The organism is Acidovorax sp. SUPP3334, from assembly GCF_030159055.1.
Taxonomy (GTDB): Bacteria; Pseudomonadota; Gammaproteobacteria; order Burkholderiales; family Burkholderiaceae_C; genus Paracidovorax.
In genome coordinates this window covers 1-1302 of the sequence record NZ_BQXQ01000103.1, presented here as the reverse complement: position 1 = coordinate 1302, position 1302 = coordinate 1, and the positions used below count along the sequence as shown (strand labels likewise).

At 58.7% G+C, this 1302-nt stretch carries 1 protein-coding gene and 1 pseudogene; both read right to left on the bottom strand.

The window, feature by feature from the left end:
* A partial coding sequence (dctP, locus tag AVHM3334_RS23650; protein ID WP_284415870.1) for a TRAP transporter substrate-binding protein DctP occupies positions 1-721 on the bottom strand: 721 nt, incomplete at its 3' end.
* 465 nt (positions 722-1186) lie between these two features.
* Positions 1187-1302: pseudogene (locus AVHM3334_RS23645) on the bottom strand (IS5/IS1182 family transposase); the annotation flags it as partial.

Sequence of the window (1302 nt, the reverse complement as noted above, 5' to 3'; positions counted from 1 at the left end):
AAGTGAACATGACATCCAGCCGCTGGTCCTTGAATGCCGCACCGATGGCCTGCGTGGGCACGTCGACGGGCATGGCGCCGATGAGTTGGGCAAGACGCACGGTACTGGGGTTGTAGGTGCGCATCTTCGATCCGCGCAGATCCGCAATGCTGCGCACGGGACGGGTGGTGAACAGTCCCTGCGCCGGCCATGGCACGGCATAGAGGATCACCAGGCCCTGCTTGTCCAGGGCCTCCTGCAAGATGGGGCGCTGCGCATTCCACAGCCGCAAGGCATCGTCATGGCTGTTGACGATGAAAGGGATGGCATCCGCGCCGGCGATCCGGGTGTCGCTGGCCATCGTACTCAAAAGCACTTCCTCTGCAGCGAGATCGCCAGAGCGGACCTTGCCCACGATTTCGGAGGGACTGGCGGCAATGTTGTCGGTCCGCACATCGATCACCAAACCACCCTTGGTGCGATCATTGACGTTTTGCGCGAATTGGCGAAGATTGGCCGCGTGGAAAAGGTCCTTCGGGTAGCCAGAGGCCAATGTCAACGTGACCGGCAGACTCTGTGCGACCGCGGGTTCCACGCCGGCGCAGGCCGCTGCTGCAACCATCAGACTGGAAGCCAATCGACGGAGCGTTTTTTCTGAGATGGCTGTGTGGATGGGAGATTTCATAGCGTTTTCCTTGAAGTTCCTCAAACCTGCGCCTGATCTCTCCCAGTTCCATTGCATGGCTTGCACAGGACATGGCCTTTAAAGCCGGGCCATCCCCCTGATCCCCCACACATCGCGCATTCGTCTTGGGATGCTTGATGTTCTTGCTCGGCGGTGCTCTCGAAAATGCGTTCGCCAGCTTCATCCCGCTCGACCCAGACACGCCAGCCTCCACCGTTGTTTGCAACTGTCTGCGCAGCTGCAAGCGCTTCAGATCGATGCATCGGATTGTCAGGGCAGGACGTGACCTGCGTGCACATGGCAGGGTTACCCGCCACGTACTTGAGGTTCCAAGTTTTCATACTCATGGCTTTTAGTTTCAATCCGCAATCTTGCTGCAGCGGCTACTCAGTGCCGCGGTGGCACGCCCGACAGAGGCCCTGGGGATGATCCAACCTCCATAGCTCTCGTTATAAATTCGGCTGTTGATCGGGCAGGCCTGTAAAAGGCCGGTGATCAGTTCCAGCCATAGTAAGAACGTGTTCACGATCTCCTGAGCAGCAGAGCGAGGAAAGCCAGATGTACGAACTGCAGGCTGGTATTGAGCAGCCGCTCGCAGTTCTTCCACAGCCGCCTGTTCTTCTCCAGCCAGGCAAAGC